Here is a 23,339-nt window from a genome sequence, read left to right as displayed (position 1 = left end):
CTTGTACTTATGGGATTTGAGGCTTGGCATAACTACAAGTTGACCAAAACAACTCCGTGGATGGTTAAGTACAGATGGGCAATCTACAGTTTTATTGCTGTTGCGTTTTGGAATTTAGTAGGAGCAGGAGTATTTGGTTTCTTGATTAATCCTCCACTTGCTTTGTATTACATGCAAGGGTTGAATTTAACACCTGTTCACGCACATACTGCTCTATTTGGTGTTTATGGAATGTTAGGTATTGGATTAATGCTTTTCTCTTTAAGAGGTATGACAATAAAAGAGGAGTGGAACGATAAAATCTTAAAGTATTCGTTCTGGTGTTTCCAAATAGGTTTGATATTAATGGTTACAATAAGCATTTTACCCGTTGGTGTTAAGCAAACCATTGCATCTGTTGATCACGGGATCTGGTATGCCCGTTCAATGGAGTTTATGCAAGAACCTTCGATGATAACTTTACGTTGGTTGAGAGTTATAGGTGATACTATCTTCGCTTTAGGAAGCGTTGGACTTGTTTACTTTGTGGTTGGCTTAAAAACTGGTTGGTCGTTGAAGAAATAATTGTAGGCAAAAAATGATATACATAATACCGATTGGGCTATTATCTATTTCCAATCGGTATTAATTTTTTATGCTGTTGTATTTCTTGATTTATCTTCTGCGAATATTATCTTAGCGCCATTCGCGCAAGCAAAATTAGGATGTTGGCATAAACTTGGTGATATCCTCAATAATCATGATAATATATTTCTCCCTGTTAAATACGAATAGCCTTGTTGAGAATTGTAAACGCTTATCAATCTTACAGCCATCATAATCAAAGAATGGCCTAACAATATTATCCTTGTAAATTGTTTTACCCTCAACGTACGATGTAAGCGCCGCAATCCTTAGTTCGCACTCATGACACTTCGATGTATCACCACAATCCTTCATCTCTTCAATCTGGTGTGCGCAGCCAATGGCCTCCCCGCATCTCATATAGAGCAAATCCTCGTCCCTTTTGTTTGAAAAAATAGTTTTTAGCGCATCATTGAATGCTCTTAGCTGTATATTCTTATCCAAAAGAAAAACACATGAGTTGATATTATTGAGGACAATATTAAGAAAGTCGGGAGAGTTCTTAAGAAAACTAAAACTCTCGTTGGTAATTGCAAGCTCTGTTTTCATTCGTATTAAATATTTATATTGATAATTGGTATTATGTTATAATTCTGTATTAAAATGGTTGTTTCGTAAACCACTCAATAAAAATTAAAGTTAAATTATCTATTTGCATAATACATAAATGTATTACTAAATTTAGTTGAAAGTTTATCTATTACAATCTTTTTAACGAATTTAATTAATGTAAGTTTGATATGAGTATAATTTACTAATTTTCGGTTCACCATTAGATTGCTGTTTTATTATGTTGAACGGAGAGATTTATTTAGATCCTTCGCTCCACTCAGGATGACAGCTTACGTTGATCTGACGTTATAATAAGTAGGTCGGAAACACGTTTAGTAAAACAAAATCTTTTATGATTTTGGTATTGATTTTGGGATCAACCTAAAAGATGTAAATAAAATGGCTATGAAAGAAGATGATGATAGCGATGATAACTTATCTGCTCAGGAGCAGTGGTATAACGACTATGAGATACTATTACATCCAGAGATAAGAGAGCATGTTAAGGATAGTGACGTTTTAATTTTAATGCTATACCATCGTTACCAGTTGTTAGTTAAGCATCTTATACCAGCAATACGACAAGTTATGCTGGAGCAATACCCACTTATTACTACTGAAAAACGCCCTCTTGTGCTTGAGAAAATAGAGGAAATTATAGAGATGACGGCCGAAGAGGTAATTTTTGAAATGTTCAACCTCGAAATAGGTCAATCCATAGGAGTTAACGTGCGTGAGAAGTACCCAGAGATTGACAAGTGGATTGATTTTTATTGTCGTCCCGCTAAACCACATTTTATTGATGATTCTCTTAGGGAAAGGATGCCATGGCTAACCGATGAGCAGTGGGAAAAAATAAAGGAGGAGGACAGACAGGAGACGCTTGAAACCTTTAACTGGGAAAGAAAACGGATTTTTGATTTTATTAACGCCCTTCAATCCGTATTCATTGAGTACTACCCTCAGCTACTCGATCTGAATAGCGATGAGTGGGTTATTTATGCAGTTAATGTTCGCGAATCGCATACGGATTATCTTGAACGATGTGAGTATATAGAGTGTTTTATAGAGGCAGGCTTTCCCCAGGAGGATATTAAACTTCCTTATAAGGAGCTTAGGGAAAAGATGGATGAGTACCTGAAAAATAAATGGAATATTAAAGGCAAGGTTTAGCAAAGATTGTTTATTAAACAGCAGCATCTGCTAAGAAAAAAACGAAAAGAGTGCAAATGAGGAATAAACAATGTTCTAACACATGGCGAACTAAGTGAAGTCCTATAATAGTTTGCTGTTAATTGATTTTTAAACATATTCCTTTTGCAGGTTTTTTATGGAAAGTAAATTTATGCGTGGGGAAAATATTTGATAAAACCCAATTCTGGACACTTGTAATTTTTATTCATTTTTTATTAGTTTTTTGGGATACCCAAACAACGCCAACATGATTTCTAATGATTTTTGTTTAATAATTGGAAAAAGATTGCCTAATTGACTTAGTCCTATAATTCCTAGACCTTTAAGCGTTGAGCCAATTTGGTCAATATATTTTTTTGCCGTCGGATATTTTGAGATTATCTCAAAGCATATATAGATAATTCCAATCAAAATAATTGATTGAAATAACCTCGAAATTATTTTGATTCGCTTCAGGAATTTTAGGAAAAACACTGAAAGTTTTACGAAAAATAATGAGAATTCTTCGAGAAATAGTTAGTGCTTCTGCAAAAACTTGTTGGACTCTAGTAGAAAAGATTTGTACTTCTACTAAAGTTTGGAAATTAACAAAGGAGATTTTAAGAGGCAACAAGTTAAAAAATTATTTCGGAAGCAAATGACCCAATAGAACTTGCAAACTTGTCAGGGTTTTATTAAAAGGGCGTTGCTTAAGCTCTGTAAACAAATGCGTTAATACTCATACCAGCACCTACCGATGCAAAAATTAGAATATCTCCCTTATTAATTTTATGTTCAGGTAATTGACCCTTAAGGATCATATCATAAAGCGTTGGCACTGTAGCTACAGAGCTATTTCCTAGTTCATGAATATTCATTGGCATTATCTTATCGGGAATTTCTCGAATTTGATATAGTTTATAGAAACGTTGGATTATTGCCTCATCCATCTTCTCATTTGCCTGATGAATTAATATCTTTTTAACTTGTTCAATAGGAATTCCTGATTTATCCAAAGCCGCTTTCATTGCTAAAGGAACATTTAAAAGCGAATACTCATATATTTTACGACCAAGCATTTTAATATATCGTATTTTAGGATCACTTTCAGGAGCATTTGATTTACCAAGATATAGGTAATATGCTTCTTCTTTTGAATGTGAAACCATTGCCGATGAAAGCAATCCGGTTTTCTCATCCGATTCAACTCCTTCTAGTATTGCAGCTCCTGCTCCGTCAGAGAAAATCATCGAGTCCCTATCATACTTGTCTACCATACGTGAAAGTGCATCCGCACCAATTACTAGGCATCGTTTTGCAAGCCCTGATTTAATGTAACTATCCGCTTGAATTACTCCTTGTACCCACCCAGGACAACCAAAAATAATATCGTATGGTATACACGATGAACTTGCTATATCTAAATTGTGTTTAACCCTTGATGCGATACTTGGTAGTGTGTCAGTCTGAATAGTATCTTTTATAACATCGCCAAAGTTTTGAGCAACAATAATTTGATCAATCGTTTCACGATCTATCCCAGCATCCTCTATAGCTCTTTCTGCAGCAATAGTAGCAATATCCGATGCAGTTTGATCCTTCTTAACCCAACGTCGCTCTCTAATCCCAGTAATATCTCTGAATTTCTCAACAACCTCACGACCCCCACCTATAGATGTTTCATCTTTTTCATAGAATTTGGTTCTAGTGAAATGCAAATTCAAAACTTTTACTTCGGGTATATAACAACCTGTTCCAGTTATGATTGTATTGAGGTTTTTCATGATGTAAAAGATTAATCTTAAGATTAAAAAAGAAAAAAAACGTTGCAATATAACACAAAATTTATCGAAAATACAAATTATTAATGCTATATATTGTTAATAATCCCCCCAAAACGAGTTCGTATAGTTCTAAAAATTGAGTTAACTTTGCCCAACCTAAATGAATAATCATAAATCAAATATATCATGAAATTTTTTATTGACACAGCAAACCTTGATCAAATCAGAGAAGCTAACGATTTAGGAGTTCTTGATGGTGTTACAACTAATCCATCTTTAATGGCCAAAGAGAATGTTAAAGGAGATGCAAATATTAAAAAGCATTACGTAGATATTTGTAATATCGTTAAAGGAGATGTAAGTGCCGAAGTAATTGCTCTTGACTATGAGGGGATGATTCGTGAAGGTAAAGAGTTAGCGGCTTTGCACCCACAGATTGTTGTTAAAGTCCCAATTACAAAGGATGGGATTAAGGCTATTAAATATTTCAGCGATCATGGCATTCGCACCAACTGTACTTTAGTTTTCTCAGTTGGACAAGCTTTGCTTGCTGCAAAAGCAGGTGCAACCTATGTTTCCCCATTTATTGGTCGTCTGGACGATGTTTCTACAGATGGAGTTGAACTTATTCGTCAGATTGTAAATGTTTACAACTACTACGAGTACGAAACTAAAGTGCTTGCAGCTTCAATTCGTCATACAATGCATATTATTCAGTGCCTTGAAGCAGGGGCTGACGTATCAACCTGTCCGTTGAGTGCAATCTTAGGTTTACTCAACCACCCACTTACTGATATTGGTTTAAAAAAATTCCTTGAGGACTATAAAAAGGTAAATGGTTAATAACCCAACAAGTTATTAAAATCCAAAACTTGCAGGTGTTACCATTTTTCAAAACGAATGCTAATAAAAATCTACCCACAAAATCCTAACCCACGTGAAATATCCCGTGTGGTTGGGGTTTTGCGCAATGGGGGAATTATCATTTACCCTACCGATACCGTTTATGGTTTAGGGTGCGATATTACTAATCAAAAGGCTGTTGAAAAGATAATCAGATTAAAGGGTTTAAAAACCAAAGAAGCTCACTTTTCTTTCATCTGCTCTGACCTTGGGCACATTGCTGATTTTGCAAAGGTTGATAACCCTACCTTTAAATTGATGAAAAAAAATCTCCCAGGGCCTTTTACGTTTATTCTACCTGGATTAAACAAAGTTCCTGACTACTTTATCAGCAAGAGAAAAACTGTAGGCATTAGAATTCCCAGTAATAATATACCGATTGAGATTGTAAAAGAGCTAGGTAATCCAATTCTAACCACTTCAATTAAGGACGATGATGATGTTGTAGAGTATACAACTGATCCTGAGTTAATTCATGAACGATATCAGAATTTGGTTGATATTGTTATTGATGGTGGCTATGGCGATAACACCCCATCTACAGTCGTCGACTGTACATCCGATGAGCCTGAAATAGTAAGAGAAGGTAAGGGTGAATTGATATTCTAATGACAATTTTAAGGGGCAAAATAATATCTGTAAACGAATAAAATGCCCATTTTTCCACAAATAACACTGGCAATACTTGCTGGAGGGAAGTCCTCAAGAATAGGCGGTAGGAATAAAGCTCTACTTGAGATCGATGGAATTACTTTTATTCAGAGAATTCACCAAAAATTAAGCCCTGTTTTTAACAATGTTATTGTGGTTTCTAATGAATTAACCGATTTTGGAATTGAAAATATTGTAGTTTACTCTGATATTATCAAGGGAATAGGACCTCTTGGCGGAATACACAGCGCATTAGAAAACTCAATAGAACCTGCAATTTTTGTTGTTTCCTGTGATATGCCATTTGTGGATTCAGAAATTGCAGTTGATATGACAAACGAATTTCTTAAAAATCAGCCAGACATCCTTGTTCCATTAATTGGCACTTATGAAGAACCTCTTTTTGCTTTGTACTCAAAATCATTAGTAGGACAAATAGAATCAATGGTGAGTTCGACCAATGGGCGACCCGTTACGGATTTATTTTTAATTTCAAAAACTAATTTCTACGAAATTCCCGAAAACCCTACAACCAAAAAATGTTTTACAAACATTAACTCATTTGATGATTTTAAGGATTTGTTATTTCATTTGTGAATTTGTAAGCCATTTTATGATTATTTCAGAATATTTGTTGGTTAAACTCCTCATTAAATTTCATTTTTTTTCTAAATCAATCGATTGCATTAAAAAAGTTAGCAAACTGGATTGTTAAATTTTATGGATCACCTTTTTTATTTACCTTTGTAAAGAATATAAAACAGTTACATTAATCATTAAAACTTTAGCTATGGCAAAAATAAAAGTAGCTATTAACGGATTTGGTCGCATAGGACGTAACGTTTTCAAGATTGCGCTTGAGAGACCTGAACTTGTAGTAGTGGGTATTAACGATCTAACAGACACCAAAACTTTAGCTCACCTTTTAAAATACGATTCAACTCAAGGACGTTTTAACGGCAAGGTTGAATTTGATGCAGAAAATCTTATCGTTAACGGTGTTAAATACCGGGTACATGCTGATAAAGCACCAATTAACATCAAGTGGACTGAAACTCCAGATGTTGTGATTGAGTCAACAGGGATTTTTACTAAGCGTGAAAGCGAAAAAGGTGGATACGGTGATCATATTAAAAATGGTGCAAAGAAGGTTATTCTAACAGTTCCTTCGAAGGATGAAATTGATAGAATGATTGTACTTGGGGTTAATGATGCAGATCTAAGACCTGATGATAAATGCATTTCCAATGCAAGTTGTACAACTAACTGCTTGGCTCCTGTAGTTAAAATTCTAAATGATGTTTTTGGTGTAGAGCGTGGATTCATGAACACTATTCACTCTTACACAAACGATCAACGTATATTAGATGCACCTCATAGTGATCTTCGTCGTGCACGTTCATGCGCTTTATCACAAATTCCAACCACTACTGGTGCTGCAAAGGCTGTAGGAAAAATTATTCCTGAACTTAAGGGTAAAATTGATGGCACTTCTGTTCGCGTTCCAACTCCAACAGGATCTTTGGTTGATTTTACCGCTGTCCTTAAGAAAGAAGCTACTAAGGATGAAATAAATGCGGCTATGAAAAAAGCTGCAGAAGGAGCAATGTTAGGTATTATTGAATATACAGAAGATCCTATTGTTTCAGTTGATGTTATACACAATACCCATTCAGCTATTTTTGATGCACAAAGTACGATGGTGAATGGTAATATGATTAAAGTATTTGCTTGGTACGATAACGAATGGGGATATTCCTGTCGAGTTGTAGATTTGATAAACAAACTATTCTAGTATAACAGAAAACCCCGGGATTTTCCGGGGTTTTCTATATCCTAACACCAAGGATCATAACATCATCAGTTTGATCGTTAACACCTTTCCAATTTTCAAATGTCTTTAACAGGATGTCATTTTGGCTAGACATATCTTCTGGTGCTATTTTTATTAAAAGTTCTTGAAAATTTCTCATCAGGTATTTTTTCTTTGTTGAACCTCCAAATTGATCAGAAAATCCATCGGAAAATAGGTATAAACAATCATTCTTTTGAAGTTGGAAGTTCTTTTGAGTGAAAGTTCTATTTTCATTAATTGATTTACCAACAAGTATTTTATCTCCTTTAAGGCGAATGAGTTCATTTTCTCTTACTATAAATGCAGGATTATAGGCTCCTGAAAACTGTAACTCTAAGGTTTTAAGATTGATTTTACATAATGCAATATCCATTCCATCCTTAGCATCGTATATATTATTCTTTCGACTTAATGCAGAGATAACCTCTTTACGCATATCGTTTAATATGCTGCTTGTACTATCGATATCATGGCGGTTCACAATTTCGGATAATAATGCAATTCCCAGCATGCTAAGTAATGCTCCTGGTATCCCATGCCCAGTACAATCTGCAGCAGCAATTATTATATGATTACCAATTTTTTGAACAAAATAAAAATCACCCCCTATTATACTTCTGGGCAGATAAAGAATAAAACAATCGTTAAAATTTTCTTTTAAAGAGTCATCTCCGTGTAGAAGAGCATTTTGGATATAGCTGGCATAAAGTATACTGTCATCTATATTATTTTTATATTGCATTAATAAATCACGTTGAAGAAGAATCTCATCGCTTTGAACTTCGAGTTTTATATTTTGCTGAGCAATCTTTTCATTTTGCTCTTGTAATTCAACATTTAATACCTTCAAATATTCCATCTGAGTACTAATCTCTTCGGTAAGTTGCGATAGTTCACTATTGTTTTTCTTTAGATTACCATTCTTCTCGGAGATAAGTTTTAGTAGTTTGATATTTTTAGTTTGGGATGTTCTATAAGCATCGGAGGTTATGACACGAACTGATTCAAAGAAGAACGAGAAAAAGAATATTGCGCTAAAGATGGATAGAAACCTTACTATAAACTCAAAATCATAATACTCATTTTGAAAACAACTAAATGAAAAATAGATTATTGATGTTCCAATTAAAAGTAAATTATATAACGATCCAATTTTGCGACCTAAAAGAAAAATGCTAAAAGGTGGGAAGACATAATACCAGTAGATTCCAGGGAAAATATAATGACTTTTTATATTTAGCAGTGTTGAGCCATTGCGGACAAGAAATAGAACTTCGAGGCAGTACAAACCGAATACTAGTACATGACTAACAACAACAATTTTTTTTCTGAGGTTTAAGAAAAGTTGCATCGATACTATAATAAGTATGCAGCATATATAAACGTAAGAAAGTTTGTAATCGTGTAATTTGAACATCCTAAAGCTATAAAATAGCAAATAGAAGATACCAATTATAGAAAATAGGTTAATGAGAGTAACCTTTCTAACATCTTCGTAAATTAAACTACCCCTTATATTTGCAGAAAGAAAACCGTATGAAATTCTTTTAAATCTGTTCATTTAAATTGAATAATCTTATTTTGTTATACATTGAGTTTAACCCAAAATTCAAATTAAAGGATTGATAATTGTATAAATATTGATACAAAACTATAAAAGATAGGAAATTTACTAAAATAAAATGGTAATAAAAAAATATGACCTTGAATTAGTTTTCTTTGTATTTGATAATGACGATTAATCGTTCAAATTTGCGATAATTCAAAGTTTAAATCTATATTTTAGCGGTTATTTGTTTTTAAACTTAGCAAATACCAATTAAATAAATTCGGCGTACAATTACGCTGTTTTCAAATTTTAAAATTATTGAGATTAGGAATGAGTGAAACCTTCAAATTATTAGTAATATTTGATCTCAATCCTTTATTCGTAGCGTAACGCTTCAATAGGATCTAACCGGGAGGCTTTAACTGCTGGCAGGTAACCTGAGGCTAATCCAACACAGAAACAGAGGCTAAGCCCAATAAATATCCAATTCCATGGAACTATGAATGGACTTCCCAAAAATAACGACATTAAATTGCCTAAAATAATTCCTAATATAACTCCAAGTAGACCACCAATAATACAAATCATAATGGCCTCAAATATAAATTGTTGCTTAATGGTAGTTGATTTTGCTCCAATTGCTTTTCTAGTACCAATTTCACGAGTACGTTCTGCTACGGCAACAAGCATAATATTCATCAAGCCAACGGCAGCTCCTATAAGTGTAATTAAAGCAATAATAGTTGCAGCATAAGTAACATATTTAAATAAATCCAACATTATTTGTGCTAAACTATCACTTTTCTCAATGTTAAAATCCGATTCATCAGTGGCTTTAAGATTTCTCACAATTCTAAATATTCCCTCAGCTTCACTTACTGCGTAGTCCAAAAGTTTAGAATCATTGGGCATTACGCTAATTGTATAGTCCATATTTGGCCGAGAGAAATAGGTTGCAACATTACCATATGGAAGCATTACAGAACGATCTGGTCCACCATTAAAACCTGTGCCCTTTGTTTTCAGTACACCTACTACTCTGTATTTTCCTCCACCAACACTTATAAACTTATCAAGTGGATTCTCGTTTTTATCAAATATCTTTTTTGCAACTTCAAAACCAATAATGGCAACAGCCCTTCCAGCCTCTAACTCGTGCGATGAAAAATTACGTCCAGTATTTATCTCCAAACCAGCAGTTGTAAGATAATTCTCATCAATCCCGTAAACAGAAATATTTGGATTGGTCTTTTTTGATTTTTGTTTAATTGTGCTTGTGCCTGATGCGTTCACAGAAATTGATATAACAGAGGGGAATTGGAATCTATCTTTAAACTCTTGTGCTTGCCTCATGCTCAAATAAGGGTGGTTTAATGTACGATAACGTTTTCCACCAACATGTACATGCGATCCTCTACTTACAATACTGAATGTATTTGCTCCCATGTTTAAGAATTCACTGCTGATGCTGTTATTGATTGAATCAGTGGCTGTAAGCACTCCCACTAAAACCATTATGCCTAAAGCAATAATGAAAATTGTTAATATTGAGCGTAATTTATTTGAACGTATAGCGTTCAAAGAGATTTTTATATTCTCTTTTAAAAGTGCACCGAATTTCATAGTTTTAATTTTGAGCTTACGAGTCAAAGTTAATAGATCTTTAGTAACCCGTAAGCTAAAAAACTATAAATAGTTGATAGTAACATTCTGAAAAGATTATTTTTATACAATTATTTTTTTTGTATAAATACTTGGTTATACAACATGGAGTAGCAGTTAACTTTTTACGAGTTACTTTTATCTTTCAAATTATAACTTTTCTAGTATTTTTGTAAAAAAAGATTGATGAATATTGAAAGTCGAATAGATGCTTTTGTTATACTTGGCGAAAGAATGCTTTCTGAATCAGTTCAGAATAGCAATTCTCGATTTGAAAAATTCATTCAGGAAGCCAGTATTCATAACCCTTGGTTTACTTCTGAAAACATATACTTTGCAATTGATTCTATTGCCAATTTGTGGCTTAAACGGGAGGCTCTAAACACATTAATAGCAAAATATCCAAGAGCCTATTTTACGCCCAAAGAGAGTAAAAAGGTTGTCGTAATAATGGCTGGAAATATTCCATTTGCAGGTCTTCACGATTTAATTTGTGTATTACTTACTGGGCATCGTTTTTTGGGAAAAGTTTCGTCAAAAGATGGGCATTTAATGGCAGCCATAATAAGTATGTTATATGAGATAAACCCTGAGTTTTCAGATTTAATTGAACTCTCTGAATCCACCTTGCATGGTTTTGATGCAGTGATTGCTACTGGTAGCGATAATTCATCGCGCTATTTTGATTACTATTTTAAAAATTACCCAACAATAATTCGTAAACATAAAAATAGCATCGCTGTTATAACTGGGAATGAAACTCATGATGAACTCACAAAGCTTAGCGATGATATTTTCCTGTACTTTGGATTGGGTTGTAGGAATGTTTCTAAATTAATGGTTCCTAAGGGTTATTCTTTTATTTCAATGTTACAGGCTTTTAAGGCATGGCAGAACCTTGATACTCATAACAAGTATATGAATAATTACGAGTTTCAGAAGACGATAAACCAAATGAACTTAATAGATCATATCGATACAGATTTTATGCTTCTGAAACAGAATGAATCTATTGGTTCAACAGTGGGTGTTGTTCATTATCAGGAATATGAAAAAATTGAAGATGTACAGGTTTATATTGATAATCATTCTGATGAGTTACAATGTGTTGTTGGTGATAGTGAACTAATTCCAAGTGCTATTCCTTTTGGAACAAGTCAAAGTCCAAAACTGAATGAGTTTGCCGATGGCATTGATACTATAGAATTCTTGAGTAAACTCTAACCCTTTATTCCAGTTTTATGATACAAATAGTAAAATATTCAAATAAGGCAATCAAATATTTCCATCTATGATCTATAAGTTTAGAATGATTTCTGGCGACGAAAGAGTTTTCCTACGGGATTATGAGGTTGATTCAAATCAAACATTTTTAGACCTTCATAAAATAATTCAGGATAACCTTCAATACGATTCATCTCAATTAGCATCATTCTTCCTTGCCGATGAGAGTTGGAATAAAGGGTTAGAGTTAACTTTAATCGATATGGAGAATGATGGAGGCCCAGCTGCTATTCCTATGGATTCGATTAAGATCAAAGAGGTAATGAAGGAGAAAAAAGAACGATTACTTTACGTTTATGACATCTTAACTGAAAACTCTTTTTTTATTGAATTGATGGATATTTACACACCTGATTGTAAGAAGAAATATCCTATTTGCACCGTGTCGGTTGGTGAACCTCCTTTGCAATCAGAATTTGAAAATATATCAACCAATCCAGTGAATGATGATAATTCCTTCAATGATATCATAGATGAGTTTGATTCACAAGAATTTGATTATGGTTCAGAGGGATTTGATGGTGATGATTCTTAGAACTGCTATATAATTTAGTTTACTTGCATTCGAATATCTTTGCTAATTATTGGCAATTAATCAGCTTTTGATGCTGAACTTAAATAAAAGAAATGCCAACAGAGTCAAAATTTCTTATTGTTTTACTTGGCCCAACAGGAGTTGGTAAAACCGATCTCAGTATTACGCTTTCCTACCAATTCAATGCACCAATTCTATCAGCAGATTCACGTCAGTTTTATAGGGAGATGAGAATTGGAACAGCGGCACCCGATCAAACTATTCTTAATAATGCACAACACCATTTTGTGGGTAATAAGTCAATCCTTGATAGGTATAGTTGCGGAATATTTGAACTTGAGGTACTTGAACTTTTGGAAAACCTATATAAGAGTCATAATTCAGCCCTACTTGTTGGTGGTTCTGGCTTATACATTGATGCTGTTTGTTCTGGAATTGATGACTTCCCTTCACCAGATGGCGAATTAAGGCGAGATCTGTATGCGAGACTTCAAAGTGAGGGAATTGACAGTTTGAAAAACCATCTCAAAGAAATCGATCCAGAATACTATAATCAGGTTGATCAAAATAATACCCAGAGAATTTTGAAGGCTCTTGAAGTATGTTTGCAAACCGGAAGAACCTATTCTTCATTCTTAACAAATACTAATAAACCTCGTCCATTTACTTTAATCAAAATTGGGCTGAATCGTCCCCGAGAGGAACTTTATCAACGTATCAATAATCGAGTTGATGATATGCTTACTAATGGCTTGGTTGCAGAGGTTAAAGGTTTATATGATTTTAAGCATTTAAACGCCTTAAATACCGTTGGCTATAAAGAGATTTTTGACTACCTTGATGGCAGGATATCATTAGAAACTGCAATAGAGCTAATAAAGCGAAATTCACGACGTTACGCTAAAAGACAGCTAACATGGTGGGCTCGCGATAAAGAGATTACTTGGTTTCACCCAGAACAGGTAGATAGCATAGTTGACTTGATTAATTATCGTATTTCAAATGGATGAATCATTAATAGGGAGAGGCTCAGTAAACCAGACCCTACCCGAGCCAATTGCTTTTAATTGTTGGAAGCATCATATGGGATATGTAAAGGAAACTCTGATTTCAAATGACTCATATAATTTCAGTCATATAAAAATTAATGAAATCATAGAGTTTATAGGCAATACCAATGTTGATTTTTATTATGGTAGTCTAGAACCTAATAATATATCCAATCAGATAATTAGTAGGATGACTGCTGAAATTGATTTAAACATTAGTAATTTTAAAGAATGGGTAAGGTCAAATGATAGTGATTACAAAGAAATAGTTTTATCAGATGGATCAAGTTGGACAATTAGGCTTGGTCAGATCAACAATCGTTTTATTCATATTCATCCAAGTAGATATTCCAAGAAAACTATAAGAGTTAAAAGTTCTACTTTAAAAACTGCAATTGCATTTTTTTATAATTATGGTTTTTCTAATGAAAATTTTTCGGTTGAAAAGATAAATTATATTAGGCATAAAATCGTAAAACTCTCCCCTTTTAAGTCAAACTCCTCTCTTGTTGCACTCTCCAGAGTAGTAGGTGTTTTTTTATTGGATTAATAATGTCTACAGTGTTTGCGTCTATATAAAAAGCATATAATCAGCAGATTAAGTTGGTTGTTAAAGGCTGTTGTAAATCATCTTTATTTCATTACTCGTATGAAACAAATCTAATTATATAGCGTTTATGTAAATGAAAAGCAACTTCATAGATTAGGTTTTAGGGTTAATAGTTGGTTACTATTACTGTTGCTTTCTTAGGTTAATTTTTAGGGTGTAAAAACGGGATCTTAAGATCCCGTTTTTATTACTCTTAAAAAATCATAATAGCTCATCAAATTTTAAATACTTTTGTTGTTTAAATTTCCTGTTTGATGAGATTACCTTTATTATATTTTTTTTTGGTAGTTACAATCTTTTGTACTTGTAATAGTTCAACTAGTAGTTATAAAAAACAGCAAGTATTCCGTTACAACGAAAGTAAAGGTATTTCTACACTCGATCCTGCTTTTGCCAGAAATTTACCCCTCATTTGGCCTGCTCATCAACTTTATAATGGATTAGTTCAACTCGATGATTCCTTAAAGGTAAAACCATGTATTGCTAAAAAATGGGAAGTATCAAGCGATGGAAAGATTTTTACATTCTTACTAAGAGGGGATGTATACTTTCATTGTTCTGAGGTTTTTCCTAATGGCATTGGTCGAAAGGTTATTGCATCAGATTTTGTTTATAGCTTTAATCGAATACTCAATCCCGAGATTGCATCACCGGGGGCATGGGTTCTATCTATTTTAGAAAAGGATCGAGTGGGTACTCATAATGGTTGCGCAGCACTTAATGATTCGGTATTTCAAGTATATCTAAAAAAACCTTTTCCTGCTTTTCTGGGGATGCTATCAACGCCATATTGCTATGTAATTCCTTATGAAGCAATTGAATTGTATGGCAAGGAGTTTCGAAATCACCCAGTTGGAACGGGTCCGTTTTTCTTTAAATATTGGAAGGAAGGAGAAAAGTTAATTTTAAGGCGAAATTCAAGATATTTTGAAAAAGATAATAAAGGTTTAAGACTTCCCTACTTGGAGTCTATAAGTATTTCGTTTATTGCCGATAAGCAATCGGAGTTTCTCGAATTTATTAAAGGGAATATCGATTTTATTTCTGGTGTCAACCCAGCATCAAAGGATGAGTTATTAACTAGAAATGGTAATTTAAATCCTCGATATACTGGCAAGATTAAAATGCTAACTGGTCCTTACCTGAATACTGAATACTTAGGAATTCTTGTAGATAGTACAAATCAATCATTTAAATCCAACCCTCTTCTTTTACAAAAGGTACGAAAAGCAATTGGGTATGGTATAGATCGAAGTAAGATGATGATGTATTTGCGCAGTAATATTGGATATCCCGCTTTCAATGGTTTTGTTCCTAATGGCATGCCTGATTTCAAAGATGCAACAAAAGGATTCCATTATAACCCAGAATTATCTCAAGAACTTTTAAAGGAGGTAGGGTTTAGTACTTCCAAAACGCTACCTTCACTCTCCCTTGCTACAACTGATGATTATGTGGATATCTGTGAATTTATTCAGCATCAGCTAAACGATTTGGGATTTGATATTAAGGTTGATGTCTACCCAGGTGCTGCTTATCGTGAAATGCTGGCTAATTCAAAACTTAAATTTTTTAGAGCATCTTGGGTTGCTGATTATGCAGATCCTGAAAATTACTTGGCTCTTTTTAATAGTATTAACTTTAGCCCATCAGGACCAAATTATACCCATTTTAAAAGTCAGATATACGATAATTTATACACCAACTCTTTATCAGAGATGTCTCAGCAAAAAAGATTGAAACTATATAGAGAGATGGATTCAATTATTATTGATAACGCCATTGTTATACCTTTATATTATGATGAGGTAATACGATTTGTTCAAAATGATGTTGAAGGTATGAAATGTAATCCAATGAATTTACTTATTCTTAAAAATGTTAGAAAGCAAATAGAATAGTACTATGATAGTAGTTGCAGATAGCGGTTTGACTAAAACTGATTGGCGGATTGTACTTTCCAATAAATCGATCGTATCTTTTGAAACCAAGGGATTAAGTCCTTTTTTTAGTAGTAGTGAAGATTATAGTAATGCCTTAAAATCAGCATTCCCTTCGTATTTGAACCCTCTTGAGGTTTCAAAAGTTTTTTTTTATGGTTCTGGTTGTGCTGGGGATGAGAAAGGCACTTTGGCTCAACAGGCACTTCGAGAATTCTTTGTAAACGCAGAATCGAATGCTTATTCCGATATACTTGCTGCCGCAAGATCATTATTTGAGGAAGGGAGAGGGGTAATTGCAATATTAGGAACCGGATCAAACATAGGCTATTATGATGGAATAAAGGTTGCTCATTACACGCCATCACTTGGCTTTATTCTTGGCGATGAGGGTAGCGGTGCTTATTTAGGTCGACAGCTTATTCAAGCATATTTCTATGGCCTTTTACCTGCCGAATTATCAGAATCTTTGCATAATCGTTATAACCTAAATTTAAGTGATATTCTTGATCGAATATATTGTCAACAGAAACCATCAACTTACCTGGCCTCATTTGTTCCTTTTATAAAAGAGAATATTAGCAATGAATATATATCTCAAATGATTTATAATGTATTTGAAAAACTTTACGAATTTCACTTAAAACGGATACCCGAATTAAAGACATACGGACTTGGGGTAGTTGGTTCAGTTGGTTTTGTATTTAGCGATTTTTTGAATGAAATTGCTCAGGATAAAGGTTTTGAGATAAATAGGATAATTCAATATCCTATAGAATCTTTAGTTAACTATCACATTCAAAAAGAAAATTAAAGATTACTAAAATGAAAATTAGTTTTTCGAGTTAGATGTTCTGCTAATTTACTGCATTCTATAGATTTAGAATTTTCTCCAAGTTGTAATAGAATTTTTGAAAGGTTCTTCATTAGCTTAACTTCTAGGATTCTGTAACCTGCTATATTGCTCAATTCCGTAGAATTTCTGTAACAATCATAAGCTTTTGTCATTTCATTACTATTTAAATAGTATGAAGCCTTTAGAAGTTGGCCGAGGATTTGTAATGAGTGGTTATACATAGGGTTGAGTAAGGATAGAATCAAATCGATTTCAATAAAATCTTTTAAATCTAATTTTGTACCTAAGGTTAACTTACTATATAATCGATAAATTCTTAGTTCTTTACTTAGTGGAATGGGTTTTTTAGATTCAGCAAGTTCGTCTGCTTTTGTAAGTTTTGCTAAAATGCTATGCTGATTTGTTATAATAAGTGCGTTATAAAAGGGAATTTCGAAGGAACCATATTCGTAATTACTATTTTTATGAAGTTCATTTAAATACTCCAAAGCTTGATCTAGAACAAGTTTAGGATCTTCATTCTTAATAAGAATATGATACATACATTTGCAGGCAAACCACATGCCTATGATGTTTGGGTTAAGATTATTACTTTGAGGGAATCCTTCTACTTGCCTATAGAATCTTTCAATTCTTCCATCATCTAATGCAAAAAAACCAGCGTAAACATTATAAATATTTGAATAAAAAATTTCCACAGGATCTGAACTATTTTTTGAATAATGACTTAGACTGAAAGAAAATGATCCAGTAATATTATTTATATCGGGGTAGTCTTCAAATAAATATTTTCGGGCAATATTATTTTTTGTATATATCGGTATTAGAATTTTGCGTAAATATTCATCTTTTCTAAGGGTTATAGCTATATTAGGTAATGCTAAAACTGCGCTTAGAATGTTTATGTCCAATTCAAAAAAACTTTTTAAAGGCTCAGCTACCCGATCCTTATATGCAAATTGATAAAGTCGTATAATCAGATTAGGTAAAATCTCATTAGCAGCATATTTTTTTGCCACCTTTTTAAATAATGAGATTGAAATACTATTCTCTTTTTCAAGGTAGGCTTTTGTGAGTAAAATTTCAAAAAGATTTCTATTTGAAATTTTTATTATCTTACTATAACCACCATATTTATTTTCAATATCCTCTTCAATAATAATTCCAAAAGATATCAAATCTTCATATGCTCTAAAATAGTTTCCTGCAAGTTTTAGATGTATTGGATAAATCTCTTTTAAAACGTTTTTCTTTACCTCATCAGGCAATAGTCCATAATCAGAGAGTTCAAGAATTTTGTTTAGTATATCAATTTTTTCTTCTGAATATTGGGCGTTATAAACCTGCTTATTAAGGAATTCTCTATAAATTTCAATTTGATCACTCAGCAAATATTCATTCTCGGGGTGAAACACATCAATGAAAAGTTGTAGGAAAAATGGGTACGATAAGGTTTCTTTTAATTCCAAAGAGAACTCTTCAACCAGCGTTCTTTTTGAAAATTTTGAATTAATAGTATTATCGAGAATTTTTTGAATCTCATCAGAGGTAAGCAAAGGCATATTTGCCTCTTCCGCTGAAAAGGAGATGGGTTGAATGCAAAACCATTTTTCATTATTGTCGATAAATGGCTTAAATTTAGTCCATGTATAGTGTCTGGCAGAAATAATAATTTTAAGCCAACCTGCTGTTGAGAATTTAAGTGAGAAATCTGCTAAAGAAGAATAAACTTTTTCCATTTTAGCACCATGAAGGTTTGATTCGTCAAGTGCATCTATTATAAGGATAAATTTCCCTGGTGGGTTTACTCCACTACCGAGGATACCTCTTAAGAAATTATAATCGGGTGAAAGACCTAGTTGATGCAATAGCCAGTCTTCAAAATAGGCCTCAGAATTTGCAAATGAATAAAGGGAAATAGCCTGTAAAAAAAGGATGATATTTGTTGAAAAATTTTTCTTTGTTGAGTTTTTCTCATACCAATTTGCAAGTAATGTAGATTTACCAAATCCACCCGGGCCAATTAAGGCCGTGGAATTATACTCGCTTTTGATGAAAAAATCCATTCTTTCATCAGCAAATTGTCTGTGAATGGTTTTATTAAAACTAATACCGCTCTTACGTTTTATATGATCGAGCGTACTGATACTTATTTTTTTTGATTTTTCTAAAACCCTATCCCAAGTATCAATCATATTGGTATGACTGTTACTCGATATCCTGTTGTTATCGATAAAGTGCTCCCAATCTCTTAAACCAATGTAACGTGAAAGTATATCAAGCGTGACACGTGATGGATTAGAATTCGTAAGAAGAAGACCAAATATTCTTCTAAGAGTTGCTGGGCTTAAATACTCTCTGGTTGTTTCTAATATATTGTTAGAAAGTAATTTACAATCTTTTTGACAAATTATTTTCTTGCCAAATGTCTTTTCTACAGAGTTTTTAAGTTTTTCAATCATTTAAACTGAACAAAAATTAAATATTAGCATAATCATCTGATAATATTGTTATTTACAAATGTAGTAAGGATTATTATTTTTTAATAGACATGAAAAAGAAAATTGACTACTTTGACCACTTGCTATAGATATTTGACAAAATACATTTGTGAAAAATATTCTAAATGCTGGTTGGAGATTTAACCGAATCGGAGAAAAAAAAACATTCAGAACTTGTTCAAGTTGGAAGAGTGCAGATTATTGGGGGAATAAAAAATATAGTTTCCAAAAATTTTTGCTGTGATAATTCACTTTATTCAATTAAAAATTATCGCTCAAAAGTTGCCCTTATTACATTTAATGCTCGGAAAGAATATCTGAATGGCACAAATCATACATTTAACTATGGTTCTTATCAGGATGAGAAACAAAATATAGATGATATATTTCTAGAAACCAATGACGAAAAACATTTAGAATCAAGATTTTCTGAAGAAATGCATGTTTTTAATTATATCAAACCATTTCAAACGATTGATTTTGATGGTGTTCAATTACAAATCGAGGATTTCATTTACCAAATCCGCAATGGAAATCATAGTTGATTTTCTATGTTATTTGAAAAGTCCAATGGCAAAAATTCTCGAAACAACCGAAAATAGTCGAGTATTATTAAACAAAAAAGAACGAATGAAAAGGATAAGAATCTACCTAAGGGATTATTTTGAACCCATTGTGAAGATTGATTATGGTGTATTTATCATTTTTTTCTTAATAACGATGCTGTTTTTATTAACAATCATAAAAAATATTTGACCTAATAATATAACCATAACCTAAAACCACACAAAATGCTTAGTCAAGTTTGGAAATCGTGTCATGGATCTGTTTGTAGTTTGAATTTTCAAAACGAACGGGGTATAAGTATTGATACTCTTTCAGGGTTCAAAGTAAATGAATCATTGGTTACTACAGATTTTGCTTTTTACATTCCAAAAGCAAAGAAAGTTGAAATTTCATTTGTGGGTGATGATGCAAATAGTGTAGTAGCATCGATGAAAATTCCTTATAAAGAGTTTATTAACGATCTTCGTATAGGTGTGTTTGACGACCATACTGGGTACTCAATTTTCAATCTCGATTTTCCTGATTTCAAAGAAATTCCAAGCCTTAAGCTTAGTGAACGCAGGAAATTTTCGATAGGGCAACAAGTTGCTTTACTTGCTTTTAGTTTGGGTTATTCGAATTTATCGTTACGATCTGGAATAATCTCCTCATTTTTTACAAATCATGAAGGAATTCGTTTTTTTCAATACGATGGAATATCATGCTTAGGGAATAGTGGAGGACCAATTGTTGATCCAGAAACCATGCAGGTTATAGGCATCGTTTCTCGGAGAAATACCCCTGTATCACGCTCATATAAGCAACTAGTTGACATAATTACTGCAAATATTGATGAGTTAAGTAAAATACAGGGAATTGTTAAATACGGAGATGTTGATCCTATTCAAGTATTAATTGCAAATCAAAGTCAGATTAAACAACTTGCCAATAATATATATCGTTACTCAGCTTTTGGCACAACTCCGGTGGTGATGCTTGATCAAATCATTTCGTATTTTAACCAAAATGCAGTTATAGAATCTTGCAATGAGAGGATAGAGCAGGAATATGATTTAAATTTAAGTTAGGAATAGATTTAATACTTGAAAAAGGGTGTCCAAAAGTCTCGGACACCCTTTTTTATTAGTATCTGAAAGACCTTAAAAACATTCAATTTTCCGAGACTTAATTTTTCTTTTTGGATACTCTCTTTTTTTATTGCTGATTTAAACATCCCATGTTCAATAATTGTTAAATAAAATAAGCATGATGTGAAAATATTCTAACTAATGATTAAGGAGGAGAAAAGATGGAACTAAATGAAATTCTTTTGTTCTTGAAAAAAATAGAACTATTTAGGGATTTAAATGAGAATGAATTTAAAGAATTAGCTAAAAGTGTAAAGGAAAAGAAGTATGTTCCTAATGAACTCCTCTTTCGTGAAAATGGGTCAAGGGAAGATATTTTTATTATCTACAATGGAGAGGTAGAACTCTTTAAAAGTAATACTTATGGGGTTGAAACAAGATTAACTCTTTTTGGAAAGGGAGATTTTCTGGGCGAAGGCTCATGGGCAAATGATTCACCGCATTCTACAACAGCAAGAGCTTTACAACCAACAACTGTTTTGGCAATTAATAGGGATTTTTTCAATAAGAGTGCTGATACAACCCTTAAAATATTCTCAAATATTGCAAGAGTTATATCACGCAGAATGCGTAGTGTAAATAGCAGGATGGTTAATCCTGCAGCACAATATGAATCGGGAAGAACAAGAAGAGAACACGATCTATTAGGCGAAAGGGATGTTCCATTTGAGTACTACTATGGAATTCAAACTCTTAGGGCTATTGAAAATTTTAACATCTCTGGGGTTACATTAAATTTCTTTCCTGCGCTTATTGATGCACTATCAATGGTTAAAGAGGCTGCTGTAGAAGCAAATTACGATCTTGGATTAATTGATGAGAAGATTAAGGATGCTATAGTGTTGGCGTGTAAGGAGATTAAGAATGGGAAGTATCATAATCACTTCGTTGTAGATATGATACAGGGTGGTGCTGGTACTTCCACAAATATGAATGCGAATGAAGTTATCGCAAATCGCGCTATTGAGTTATTAGGACATGAAAAGGGCGAATACGAATATTGCCATCCTAATAATCATGTAAATTTATCGCAGTCAACAAATGATGCATATCCTACATCAGTAAAAATAGCGTTAATAAATTCAAATAAGAAGTTAGTTTTAGTGCTCGAAACGTTGGTTGAATCATTTAGGAATAAAGCAAGAGAGTTTTCTCATGTTATTAAAATGGGGCGAACGCAATTACAGGATGCTGTACCAATGACTTTGGGGCAAGAATTTGAAGCCTATGCTGTGACTTTGAAGGAGGAGGTTGAACGCTTAAACCAGAATGCTAGGTTGTTCCTTGAGGTCAACATGGGTGCAACCGCAATTGGAACAGGCATTAACTCTGAACCTGGTTATACCGATTTAGTTATTAAACATCTAAGAAGAGTAACAAATTTAGATATAGTTTTAGCATCTAACTTAGTAGAAGCAACTCAGGATACTGGTGCATTTATTATGTACTCTTCTGCGGTTAAGCGTTTAGCTGTAAAGTTATCGAAGATTTGTAATGATTTACGATTACTTTCATCTGGGCCAAGAACAGGTATTAATGAAATAAACTTACCACCAATGCAGCCAGGATCATCAATTATGCCTGGAAAGGTAAATCCTGTAATACCCGAGGTGGTTAATCAAATTGCTTTTAAGGTAATTGGAAACGATTTAACAGTAACAATGGCCGCTGAGGGCGGTCAACTAGAACTTAATGTTTTTGAGCCAGTTATTGTTCAAAGTATATTTGAATCCATTGAAATGCTTAAGAATGGGATGAATACCTTAAAGTATCGTTGTATTGATAGAATAACTGCAAATGAGGAACGTTGCCGTATGATGGTATACAATAGTATTGGGCTGGTAACAGCGTTAAATCCTTTCTTAGGGTACGAAACTTCAACCCGTTTGGCAAAGGAAGCGTTATTGAATAATAGAAGTGTATATGAGTTAGTGCTTGAGAAAAAACTTCTTACAAAAGAACAATTGGGTCAAATATTAGAACCTGAGAATATGATCAAACCTAGGAAAATGAAGTTGGATTAGAAAAAAAATAATATAAGATATTAGTATTAATTGAAATAGCAGATGTTTTTTTGCTGCATATTACGGTTAATATTATAGTTAGATTAAATTGTA

The 23,339-nt window shown here is 33.2% G+C and carries 20 protein-coding genes; 15 read left to right on the top strand and 5 right to left on the bottom strand.

Annotated features, from left to right (window positions below):
* A partial coding sequence (locus HY951_03160; GenBank protein MBI5539030.1) for a cbb3-type cytochrome c oxidase subunit I occupies nt 1-564 on the top strand: 564 nt, incomplete at its 5' end.
* 135 nt (nt 565-699) lie between these two features.
* Here the strand turns inward: HY951_03160 and HY951_03155 are convergent.
* Nucleotides 700-1,173 (bottom strand): hypothetical protein, encoded by a 474-nt coding sequence (locus HY951_03155; GenBank protein ID MBI5539029.1) that lies wholly within the window; start codon nt 1,171-1,173, stop codon nt 700-702.
* Between the two features lie 408 nt (nt 1,174-1,581).
* Here HY951_03155 and HY951_03150 point away from each other — a divergent pair, with 408 nt between their 5' ends.
* A complete protein-coding gene (locus HY951_03150; protein MBI5539028.1) occupies nt 1,582-2,349 on the top strand; it encodes a hypothetical protein in 768 nt (255 codons plus the stop codon).
* A 710-nt stretch (nt 2,350-3,059) separates the two neighbouring features.
* On the opposite strand, the gene HY951_03145 is transcribed toward HY951_03150, so the two are convergent.
* On the bottom strand, nt 3,060-4,133 hold the full coding sequence (locus tag HY951_03145) for a ketoacyl-ACP synthase III (protein ID MBI5539027.1): 1,074 nt from the start codon (nt 4,131-4,133) through the stop codon (nt 3,060-3,062).
* 186 nt (nt 4,134-4,319) lie between these two features.
* On the opposite strand from HY951_03145, the gene fsa reads away from it, so the two are divergent.
* The 4 genes from fsa to gap all read left to right on the top strand — a co-directional run bounded on the left by fsa (nt 4,320) and on the right by gap (nt 7,482).
* Nucleotides 4,320-4,976 (top strand): fructose-6-phosphate aldolase, encoded by a 657-nt coding sequence (gene fsa, locus HY951_03140; protein ID MBI5539026.1) that lies wholly within the window; start codon nt 4,320-4,322, stop codon nt 4,974-4,976.
* A 57-nt stretch (nt 4,977-5,033) separates the two neighbouring features.
* Nucleotides 5,034-5,645 (top strand): threonylcarbamoyl-AMP synthase, encoded by a 612-nt coding sequence (locus HY951_03135; GenBank protein ID MBI5539025.1) that lies wholly within the window; start codon nt 5,034-5,036, stop codon nt 5,643-5,645.
* A 42-nt stretch (nt 5,646-5,687) separates the two neighbouring features.
* A complete protein-coding gene (locus tag HY951_03130) occupies nt 5,688-6,284 on the top strand; it encodes a molybdenum cofactor guanylyltransferase (GenBank protein ID MBI5539024.1) in 597 nt (198 codons plus the stop codon).
* A gap of 193 nt (nt 6,285-6,477) precedes the next feature.
* Nucleotides 6,478-7,482, top strand: coding sequence for a type I glyceraldehyde-3-phosphate dehydrogenase (gene gap, locus HY951_03125; GenBank protein MBI5539023.1), 1,005 nt, complete (start codon nt 6,478-6,480; stop codon nt 7,480-7,482).
* A gap of 34 nt (nt 7,483-7,516) precedes the next feature.
* Here the strand turns inward: gap and HY951_03120 are convergent, their stop codons facing one another.
* Entirely contained in the window at nt 7,517-8,401 is an 885-nt protein-coding gene (locus HY951_03120) for a SpoIIE family protein phosphatase (GenBank protein MBI5539022.1), read from the bottom strand.
* 1,065 nt (nt 8,402-9,466) lie between these two features.
* Nucleotides 9,467-10,714 carry an ABC transporter permease gene (locus HY951_03115; GenBank protein MBI5539021.1) on the bottom strand — a complete coding sequence of 416 codons (1,248 nt, stop codon included), beginning with the start codon at nt 10,712-10,714 and terminating at the stop codon, nt 9,467-9,469.
* 225 nt (nt 10,715-10,939) lie between these two features.
* Between HY951_03115 and HY951_03110 the strand changes: the two genes are divergently transcribed.
* The 6 genes from HY951_03110 to HY951_03085 all read left to right on the top strand — a co-directional run bounded on the left by HY951_03110 (nt 10,940) and on the right by HY951_03085 (nt 16,985).
* Entirely contained in the window at nt 10,940-11,977 is a 1,038-nt protein-coding gene (locus HY951_03110; protein MBI5539020.1) for an acyl-CoA reductase, read from the top strand.
* 67 nt (nt 11,978-12,044) lie between these two features.
* Nucleotides 12,045-12,572, top strand: coding sequence for a hypothetical protein (locus tag HY951_03105; GenBank protein ID MBI5539019.1), 528 nt, complete (start codon nt 12,045-12,047; stop codon nt 12,570-12,572).
* 92 nt (nt 12,573-12,664) lie between these two features.
* Nucleotides 12,665-13,582: a tRNA (adenosine(37)-N6)-dimethylallyltransferase MiaA gene (miaA, locus tag HY951_03100; protein ID MBI5539018.1), complete on the top strand. Its 918-nt coding sequence runs from the start codon at nt 12,665-12,667 to the stop codon at nt 13,580-13,582.
* Entirely contained in the window at nt 13,575-14,171 is a 597-nt protein-coding gene (locus HY951_03095) for a hypothetical protein (GenBank protein MBI5539017.1), read from the top strand. Before miaA ends, HY951_03095 begins: the two co-directional genes overlap by 8 nt.
* Before the next feature lie 314 nt (nt 14,172-14,485).
* Nucleotides 14,486-16,132, top strand: a complete 1,647-nt coding sequence (locus HY951_03090; GenBank protein MBI5539016.1) for an ABC transporter substrate-binding protein — start codon at nt 14,486-14,488, stop codon at nt 16,130-16,132.
* A gap of 4 nt (nt 16,133-16,136) precedes the next feature.
* On the top strand, nt 16,137-16,985 hold the full coding sequence (locus HY951_03085) for a hypothetical protein (protein ID MBI5539015.1): 849 nt from the start codon (nt 16,137-16,139) through the stop codon (nt 16,983-16,985).
* On the opposite strand, the gene HY951_03080 is transcribed toward HY951_03085, so the two are convergent.
* The gene (locus tag HY951_03080) at nt 16,982-19,489 is read right to left on the bottom strand and encodes a hypothetical protein (protein ID MBI5539014.1); all 2,508 of its coding nucleotides are present in this window, start codon (nt 19,487-19,489) and stop codon (nt 16,982-16,984) included. The genes HY951_03085 and HY951_03080 overlap by 4 nt on opposite strands.
* A 164-nt stretch (nt 19,490-19,653) precedes the next feature.
* Here HY951_03080 and HY951_03075 point away from each other — a divergent pair, with 164 nt between their 5' ends.
* From HY951_03075 to aspA, 3 genes are all read left to right on the top strand, one after another.
* Nucleotides 19,654-20,073 (top strand): hypothetical protein, encoded by a 420-nt coding sequence (locus tag HY951_03075; GenBank protein ID MBI5539013.1) that lies wholly within the window; start codon nt 19,654-19,656, stop codon nt 20,071-20,073.
* A 246-nt stretch (nt 20,074-20,319) separates the two neighbouring features.
* Nucleotides 20,320-21,162, top strand: a complete 843-nt coding sequence (locus HY951_03070; protein ID MBI5539012.1) for a trypsin-like peptidase domain-containing protein — start codon at nt 20,320-20,322, stop codon at nt 21,160-21,162.
* A gap of 221 nt (nt 21,163-21,383) precedes the next feature.
* On the top strand, nt 21,384-23,246 hold the full coding sequence (gene aspA / locus HY951_03065; GenBank protein MBI5539011.1) for an aspartate ammonia-lyase: 1,863 nt from the start codon (nt 21,384-21,386) through the stop codon (nt 23,244-23,246).
* Nucleotides 23,247-23,339: the final 93 nt, after the last annotated feature.

Source organism: Bacteroidia bacterium (assembly GCA_016218155.1).
Classification (GTDB): domain Bacteria; phylum Bacteroidota; class Bacteroidia; order Bacteroidales; family GWA2-32-17; genus GWA2-32-17.
The sequence above is the reverse complement of the archived record's forward strand: the minus strand, read 5'-3'. Positions and strand labels throughout refer to the sequence as shown.